Raw genomic sequence first — 6972 nt, 5'->3', positions numbered from 1 at the left:
CGGCGTCGAGCCATTGCTGGCAGCCATGCGGGCGTGAGGCGCGGGCAGCGAACTCAATAGCGACACCGACGGCCGCCTTCGTTGCATGGAGGTGATGCGGAGCCGCGTTTTTACACAGCCTGGACCCGAAGCGGACTAGAGAATGTCTGAAACGTTGGAGCCTAGTAGCGGACGTTTTGCCTTCGGTCGAGGTCGTGTCACGCGCCGCTGATCGTCAATCCGTCTCGACCGACGCGTACTGAGTGAATTCGATACCGAGATCGATATCGAGGCGGGCCAATTTTGCGAGCGTGGCGGCCCGGACGAAGTCGTTTTCCTGATGCGGCGCGTTGCTAACTGGGAGCGTGAGCTGCACGAGGCGATCGGCGCCCGTAAGCTGATTTAGCACCCGCCCGACCTCCTCCCAGCCTCCCAGCCTCCCAGCCGCCCAGCGCCGAAATCAGCGCCTCGATCGCTTCTGTCCAGCGGCTAGCCCGTGTAAAGCCCTCCCGGAGGATCACAACGTTCCGAATAGCTGCGCGTTGACGCAAACCGGTCGGCTCACCTTTTCGCGCGACGAGGAAAGCGGGAATTGGAAACGCCCGAACGACCTCATAGGGATCTATCGGAAAGTCCGTGAGCCAGAGATCGGCATAACGATCCACATTCATCAGCCCTACTTTCCTCCGGCCTTCTCCAGCCGTGCGAGTCCACAAAGCTCCACGGCATCAGCTCGTCGATCGACTGATCGGGAACTTAGAACGCGCAGCAGCCGAAAAAGATTCCTAGAATTGGAATCTTGTGGCACGCGGGGACCGCGGAGGAGGAAAGATGCTCTCGGCTTCCGCCCTGCGATATTCGCGGGTTTTTCCGAACTCGGCTATGTCAGCGGAAAAAGCGCAATATTCGAGGAGCGGTACGCCAACGAGGAAGCTGAGCGTTTTCACAGCTTGGCCGCCGAACTGGTGCGCCTCAAGGTAGATGTCTTGGTGGCTGTGACCTTTCCGTCCGCTTCGGCGGCTCAGCGCGCCACGTCGACGATACCCGTTGTCTTCGTAGGTCCTTCCGATCCGGTCGGACTCAAGCTCGTGGCCAGTCTCGCACTGCCGGGCGGAAATCTGACGGGCTTGTCAGCCCTTGCGACGGATTTGACGGCCAAACGCGTTGAACTCGTCAAGGAGGCTATTCCAGGAGTATCTCGCGTTGTCCTGATCTATGATCCAGGGGTCCCCAACTTCAAATTCGAGATATCTGAAAGCGGGACCGCTGCTGAACGGCTGGCCCTGTCTTTCGAAGCATTCGAAGCGCGCAATGCCCATGATCTGGAGCACGTATTCGCGCAACTGGCTGGGCGCGGTTTCGGAGCCGTCATCCTCGGCATATCCCCTGTGATCTCCAGGGAAAAAAAGCGCATCTCGGACTTAGCGCTTGCTCATCGGCTTCCCGTGATGGGTTGGACGGACCCATTCGTCGCGGCGGGTGCCTTGATGTCTTACGGGCCGAACTGGCCCACGCTATTTCGCGCCGTCCCGCCCTACGTCGACAAAATCCTAAAGGGCGAAAACCCTGCCGAGATGCCAGTGGCGCAGCCGACGAGTTTCTATCTGGCCTTCAACCTAAAGACAGCAAAGATGATCGGAGTTGATATCCCGCCTACCATGCTGACACGCGCTGACAGGGTGATCGAATGAATAGCGCGGAGTCGGCTTGAGTGCTGAAGCTGACACCCACTCCGGTCGAAAGTCCTTCGAGTATGGTAGGGAGCAGGATCTCAACCATCAGGCGGCGCTCCGATTAACGCTCCTCGGTCGGATGCACCCATTTGCGCGATTGTCGGAGACTGCTGCGAGGGGCCGCCCTACCCGACCAGGCCTGGAACAGCCGCTTGCCCAAGCAGTTTCTCCAACTGGAGGAAACGATGATGAAAACGGCAACCCTTACTTTAGCGATCTTGCTGGCCTGCTCGACGGACTACGCCTCGGCTCACAGCGCCAAACGCCACCATCATCACGGCTGGTTCGGCTCGATGAACCTGATGCACGGCCCCGGCCGGACGGCGGCCCGGACCGACCCCAACGGGACGGCGGGCGGTCCGACCAGCGTCAGCGGCACCGGCCCGTCAAAGTTCGGCGGACAAATCCCGGGTGCAAGCCGAGCGGCCCGACAGTAGCTTCGCAAAGCGGGCGCCCCCTCAAAACCGGAAGGGTGTGAGCGACACGGAGAGTTTGCCGTCCGCCGACTTTTTCAGCTCTTCGTGCTCGCCGTCTTGTCGAGCGCGGCGCGCAAGCCGTTGGCGAGCTTGATCGCGTCGCACCGTGGAATTTCACCTCCGAACAGCCGCGATGATTTTGTAGTGCGATGTGCCCCCGAAGAGAGCGGGAAGTAAGATCCGTGAAGTGGTTCACGAGTACGTCTCAGGTCGCGATCAGGACATTATCAGGGTCGCTTGTGCGGCAAAGACGGGCATGATAGCAACAGCCATCGGGTCAAACACAACCGCCCGACAAGCTTTCGAGCCAAGCGTTGTTTCGCTCCATTACGGAGGTGAAACATGTCTTGCGACAGCACCACTGGCTCAATCGGCACATCCAGCGCAACCTTCGGCCCTTCTCCAAACCCTGGATGGTTCTGGAAGTTTGCGCTCGCGCTACTGGACGGCATCACACGGCGCCGCCAATACGACGAGCTCCTCGAATTGGACGACCGGCTTCTCGCGGACATCGGTTTATCGAGAACAATCGTTGGGGAAGCTCGACGGTGTTACTTCTCGGGTTGGCGCGACGATCGGTGATTGTCATATTTTGTCGATGAGCACCCACACCTGGGCGTACGAAGGCGGCGCGTCTGTCTGCGGATTAGACGGGCCGCCAAGCTCGCGAAAAGGCCGGTCGACGTTCCTGTCGCGATCTTGACGCCCCCTCAGAACTCCAGTCTGTCACGTATCGCGTCAATTCCGGCTCTCGCGCACGCTTCGTCCGCGTCACCGCCCGGAGCGCCGGATACACCGACCGCTCCGACCAGAGAGCCGCCTGCTTCGACGATCAGTCCTCCGGCTATGATGACCGCTCCGGGAAGGTTGCGAATGCCCGACTGCATCATGCCCGGCTGGCTGATCGCATTCAGCTCGGTCGTGCTGGTCTTGAACGACGCAGCAGTCCACGCCTTGCCTGCTGCCGTTGATGGCGTGTGGGGGCCTGCGAAACGATCGCGCAATATCACTTGCGTGACGCCGAAGCGATCGACGACAGCGACTGCAACCTGGTACCCACGGGTGCGGCAGCTAGCCAACGCAGCGCGCGCAAGATCGAGCGCCAGTTCCGGACCGAGCGATTTGTAGGCGACCAAACCTTCTTCCGCCCGAAGTGGGCAGATCGACGCAATCAGCAGGGCCGTGACAACCGACAGGCATCGAACATTCATGGCAATCTCCGGCATAGGTGACCAAGCACCTAGTTGATCTCACCATATGTCAGATCATCGAACAGGGTCACGCTATCCGCCTTGGTCCACAGGCCGATCATGCCCGCGTGCGCAATCGTGGTGTCCTCCACCTCGAACAATTTCTTTCCGTCATAGGTCACCTTGAACCGACTTCCTGCGAAGTCGCAACGCAGCACGTGCCATTGCCCGGACGGCACCCGCGTGCTGACGCCATAACCGCCTCTGCGACCCACGATCTCCAGTGACATTCGAACGCCATTGATCGTCTTGTAGAGCACGACATTGTCTTCCAGCGCGTTAGCGCGGACCACGTAGTAATTGTTGGCATCCTTCGCGCGCCAGATGACTCCCGCGGCGCGATCCTCGGACCCGGCGACGGCCTTGAATTTCACCTCAACGAAGCCGTCACGGATGAAGGTATCGCGCTTGATGGCGAGGGGAAACGTCGCCCGTCCGGATTGCTTGAGAACGTTGGGCTTGCTTGGCGCCGTAGGCTCGGCCTCGACGGTCCATTTCGGTTCTCCCTTGCCGGTCATCGTCAAGGTCCACCCTGCAGGCGATGTTCCGGCAGCAGCGTCGTCAAAATTCAGGGTCTCAGCCACGGCATTCCCTCCCGCCAACAAAGCCAGCATAGATGCCAGCGCAAGCTTGGCCATGTTTCAGCTCTTCGTGCTCGCCGTCTTGTCGAGCGCGGCACGCAAGCCGTTGGCAAGCTTGATTGCGTCGTCGTTCGCCCAGAAATGCATGAAGAAGAGGCGCGGCTGTTCGTCCAGCATGTGGCTGTGCAGCGCCGTCACCTCGATGCCGTGCGTCCGCAGCGCCAGGATGACCGGGTTTACCTCGTCGCTGGTCAGCACGAAATCGCCGGTGATGGCCGCCTTGCCTGCTCCGGTCGGCTGGAAATTGATGGCGATTGCGACGCCCATCGCGGCGACGGGGGTCAACAACATGCCGTCTTCCGTTATCGGGTCGCGCCGCTTCACATTGAACTGGTAGACGCCGCCATTGGCCTGCCCCTTGACGCCGATGATCTGGTCGAGCTTCGCCGTGTCGAGGTCGACGGCGGGCGGCGGGTTCGCCGGCGCCGTGACCGTCAGCGGCGTCTTGCTTTCGGCGAGCGCATCATGGATCGCCGAGGCCAGCTTGACGGGATCACCATGGCCGGCGACGTGCATGTAGAACGTCGCCGGGCTCGCACGCAGCAAATGATTGTGCACGGCGGTGATTTCGAGCCCGCTCGCAATCATCTTCGCCATGACCGGATTGATCTCGGTCTCGAGCAGCACGAGGTCGCCCATCACCATGGCATCACCATGCGCAGGCTTGAACGCGACCCAGCCGCCCAGCGCCAGCGCCGGCTTGATCGCGACCCCGTCCAAGGTCACGGAGAGATCGCTGCGGGGAAAGCCGTAACGGCGGACGTCGTCCGAGACGGCGGGCTTGCGGCCCAGGGTCTCGTCCACTTTCTGCCATTCGGCATCCTGGGCGTATGCGGGGATGAAGGAGCCAAAGCGAAATGCAAGAAGGCAGACGCCGATGCCGGCCATGGCCCAGATGATTCTTTTCATCGTGCTACTCCTCACCTTCAGTTTCGCTCTTTGACCTGTCCGCTGCTGTCGACGACGAGCGTCACCGCCTTGCCGTTCTTCACCGCCTTTGCGGTGATGCCTTCGGCCGTCGACTTGATGTCGCTCACCTGCGAGTAGCCGGCCGCCTGAATCCGGGCGACGAGTTCCTCCTGTGTCAGGGCGTGCGCGCTCGACAGCCCGCCCGCGATCGCAAGCAACAGAACGGTGCGGAAGATTGTTTGTGTTCGCATGATCGTCCTCCTGGTTTTATTCCGCCCCAGGTGAAGTCCGTTTCGCGACCTTTCCCCTGCTCGACGCCGACAAGGCGCAAGAGGCTCCGGGCATCGATGCACACAGCGACGCGACCGGCGCGGACGCCGTGCCGAAAAGTCGAGCCACCTGCCGGATGAAATCGGGGATGTATGATGACATGCTGCGCCCTTGGTGATCAGGACGCGATGCTTGGGCATGTCGCCTCACGGGGAGATCGCACATCCCCGAACCCCAAATAAAAACCCGAGGACGGGAGCTGTCAACCGGCGTGTGCTTCGGGCTGCCCATCCAAATCGCCGGCGAACGTCACGAATAGTTCACCGCTCCAACGGAAACGCACTGGCCACCGTCTTGAAACTCGCGGACGGCCTCGTTAGTGTTCCTCGCATGGGGACAAAGCAGACTCCCCGTGAGGCCTCGGTCCAAGCTCTGCGCAGCACGCCATTCGTGGAGCTTGCGCATGGACACCGAACGACACCCTTCTCACCAACACACCGTCGCCATCCTCTCACGCGGAGACGCTGCCGCACGGCGGGATGCGACGGCGCAAAACAGCCGCTTCGTCCGCGTTTTCGAAGCACTCGCCGCCGTCGGCATCGAAGCCCGGCCGGCGATCTACGACGAAAGCTTTGCCGACGCGGTCCGCGTGCAGTTGCTCGCGGCCGACGGCGTGCTCGTCTGGGTCGATCCGATCCACCAGGGCAAGACGCGTGCTGAGCTCGATCCTCTGCTCCGTGATGTTGCAGCGCAAGGACCATGGGTGAGTGCGCATCCGGACGTCATCCTGAAGATGGGCGTCAAGGACGTGCTCTTTCGCACGCGTCACCTGGGGTGGGGCGCCGATACGCATCGCTATGACACCGCTGCGGCGTTCCGCGCCGAATTTCCGTCGCGCCTTCGCGCGGACGGTCCCCGCGTGCTCAAGCAAAATCGCGGCAACGGCGGCCAAGGGGTCTGGAAGGTCGAGGCGCTCTCCAACGCGGGGAGCATGGTCCGGGTGCTCCATGCGCAACGCGGCAGCCTGCCCGAGGACATGCCGCTCGACGTCTTCCTCGCCCGATGCGTGCCGTATTTCGGCTGGGGCGGCTGCGTCATCGACCAGGCGTTTCAACCCCGCCTGCCCGACGGAATGATCCGCTGCTACATGAGCGGGTCGAAGGTCGCAGGCTTCGGGCACCAACGGATCAAGGCCCTGATTCCGCCGCCGCCGGAAGGCGTGGACTCGCCCGAGGCGCAGCCGGGCCCGCGGATCATGCACGGACCCGATGCGCCGCAATTCCAGGCGCTGCGAAGGGTGATGGAGGACGAGTGGACCCCGGGCATGATGGAGACACTGAACATCGACGAAGGCTCGCTCCCAGTCATCTGGGACGCGGACTTCCTGTACGGCCCGAAAGATGCGGCCGGAGCCGACAGCTACGTCCTGTGCGAAATCAACGCGAGTTCCTGCTTCGCGGTCCCTGAGCAGGCCCCCGCGGCGATCGCGCGGACGGTGAAGCACCGCCTTGTGCAGACGCAAAGGGCTGGTTCCGGCAGATAAAGGCCTGGGAGCGCGCAGCGACAGCATTGGCAAATCATCGATTGCTAAAGCGTGATGGCATTAGGTTCGATAGCCTGAATTTTTGAGGTAGTTGGCGCATTCCTCGGATGTGAAGGCATCGAGTGCGCGGCCGATTGCGGCGCAGACCGCGTCGACGGTTCGCGCGGCAGC

The 6972-nt window shown here is 61.8% G+C and carries 9 protein-coding genes; 4 read left to right on the top strand and 5 right to left on the bottom strand.

The features are described 5' to 3' along the window. Nucleotides 1-214 precede the first annotated feature (214 nt). Nucleotides 215-355, bottom strand: coding sequence for a hypothetical protein (locus tag QCM77_RS45105; protein WP_280097036.1), 141 nt, complete (start codon nucleotides 353-355; stop codon nucleotides 215-217). 166 nt (nucleotides 356-521) lie between these two features. Here QCM77_RS45105 and QCM77_RS45100 point away from each other — a divergent pair, with 166 nt between their 5' ends. The 3 genes from QCM77_RS45100 (at nucleotide 522) to QCM77_RS45090 (ending at nucleotide 2770) form a co-directional block, all read left to right on the top strand. After that, the gene (locus tag QCM77_RS45100; protein ID WP_280097035.1) at nucleotides 522-1670 is read left to right on the top strand and encodes an ABC transporter substrate-binding protein; all 1149 of its coding nucleotides are present in this window, start codon (nucleotides 522-524) and stop codon (nucleotides 1668-1670) included. A 227-nt stretch (nucleotides 1671-1897) separates the two neighbouring features. After that, on the top strand, nucleotides 1898-2149 hold the full coding sequence (locus tag QCM77_RS45095) for a hypothetical protein (RefSeq protein WP_280097034.1): 252 nt from the start codon (nucleotides 1898-1900) through the stop codon (nucleotides 2147-2149). Nucleotides 2150-2530: 381 nt separating this feature from the next. Next, a complete protein-coding gene (locus QCM77_RS45090) occupies nucleotides 2531-2770 on the top strand; it encodes a YjiS-like domain-containing protein (RefSeq protein WP_347882448.1) in 240 nt (79 codons plus the stop codon). A gap of 128 nt (nucleotides 2771-2898) precedes the next feature. Here QCM77_RS45090 and QCM77_RS45085 read toward each other — a convergent pair whose 3' ends face one another. From QCM77_RS45085 to QCM77_RS45070, 4 genes are read right to left on the bottom strand one after another with little or no spacing between them, the layout of a single operon-like run. Next, a complete protein-coding gene (locus QCM77_RS45085; RefSeq protein WP_280097038.1) occupies nucleotides 2899-3399 on the bottom strand; it encodes a GlcG/HbpS family heme-binding protein in 501 nt (166 codons plus the stop codon). A gap of 29 nt (nucleotides 3400-3428) precedes the next feature. Then, nucleotides 3429-4076 carry a hypothetical protein gene (locus tag QCM77_RS45080; protein WP_279665107.1) on the bottom strand — a complete coding sequence of 216 codons (648 nt, stop codon included), beginning with the start codon at nucleotides 4074-4076 and terminating at the stop codon, nucleotides 3429-3431. 3 nt (nucleotides 4077-4079) lie between these two features. Further along, the gene (locus tag QCM77_RS45075; RefSeq protein WP_279665104.1) at nucleotides 4080-4988 is read right to left on the bottom strand and encodes a DUF1259 domain-containing protein; all 909 of its coding nucleotides are present in this window, start codon (nucleotides 4986-4988) and stop codon (nucleotides 4080-4082) included. A 17-nt stretch (nucleotides 4989-5005) separates the two neighbouring features. Continuing rightward, the gene (locus QCM77_RS45070) at nucleotides 5006-5239 is read right to left on the bottom strand and encodes a hypothetical protein (RefSeq protein ID WP_279665103.1); all 234 of its coding nucleotides are present in this window, start codon (nucleotides 5237-5239) and stop codon (nucleotides 5006-5008) included. A 482-nt stretch (nucleotides 5240-5721) separates the two neighbouring features. Here QCM77_RS45070 and QCM77_RS45065 point away from each other — a divergent pair, with 482 nt between their 5' ends. Further along, on the top strand, nucleotides 5722-6801 hold the full coding sequence (locus tag QCM77_RS45065) for a Cj0069 family protein (protein WP_280097037.1): 1080 nt from the start codon (nucleotides 5722-5724) through the stop codon (nucleotides 6799-6801). Nucleotides 6802-6972: the final 171 nt, after the last annotated feature.

It is taken from the genome of Bradyrhizobium nivariense (assembly GCF_029846695.2).
In the GTDB taxonomy this organism is placed as follows: Bacteria; Pseudomonadota; Alphaproteobacteria; order Rhizobiales; family Xanthobacteraceae; genus Bradyrhizobium.
This window is presented reverse-complemented; position numbering and strand designations above follow the sequence as displayed.

What these genes read in the sequence shown, in the direction of transcription:
- QCM77_RS45095 (WP_280097034.1), top strand. Translation starts at nt 1,898, where the DNA reads ATGATGAAAACGGCAACCCTTACTTTAGCGATCTTGCTGGCCTGCTCG.
- QCM77_RS45090 (WP_347882448.1), top strand. Translation starts at nt 2,531, where the DNA reads ATGTCTTGCGACAGCACCACTGGCTCAATCGGCACATCCAGCGCAACC.
- QCM77_RS45085 (WP_280097038.1), bottom strand. Translation starts at nt 3,399, where the DNA reads ATGAATGTTCGATGCCTGTCGGTTGTCACGGCCCTGCTGATTGCGTCG.
- QCM77_RS45080 (WP_279665107.1), bottom strand. Translation starts at nt 4,076, where the DNA reads ATGGCCAAGCTTGCGCTGGCATCTATGCTGGCTTTGTTGGCGGGAGGG.
- QCM77_RS45075 (WP_279665104.1), bottom strand. Translation starts at nt 4,988, where the DNA reads ATGAAAAGAATCATCTGGGCCATGGCCGGCATCGGCGTCTGCCTTCTT.
- QCM77_RS45070 (WP_279665103.1), bottom strand. Translation starts at nt 5,239, where the DNA reads ATGCGAACACAAACAATCTTCCGCACCGTTCTGTTGCTTGCGATCGCG.
- QCM77_RS45065 (WP_280097037.1), top strand. Translation starts at nt 5,722, where the DNA reads ATGGACACCGAACGACACCCTTCTCACCAACACACCGTCGCCATCCTC.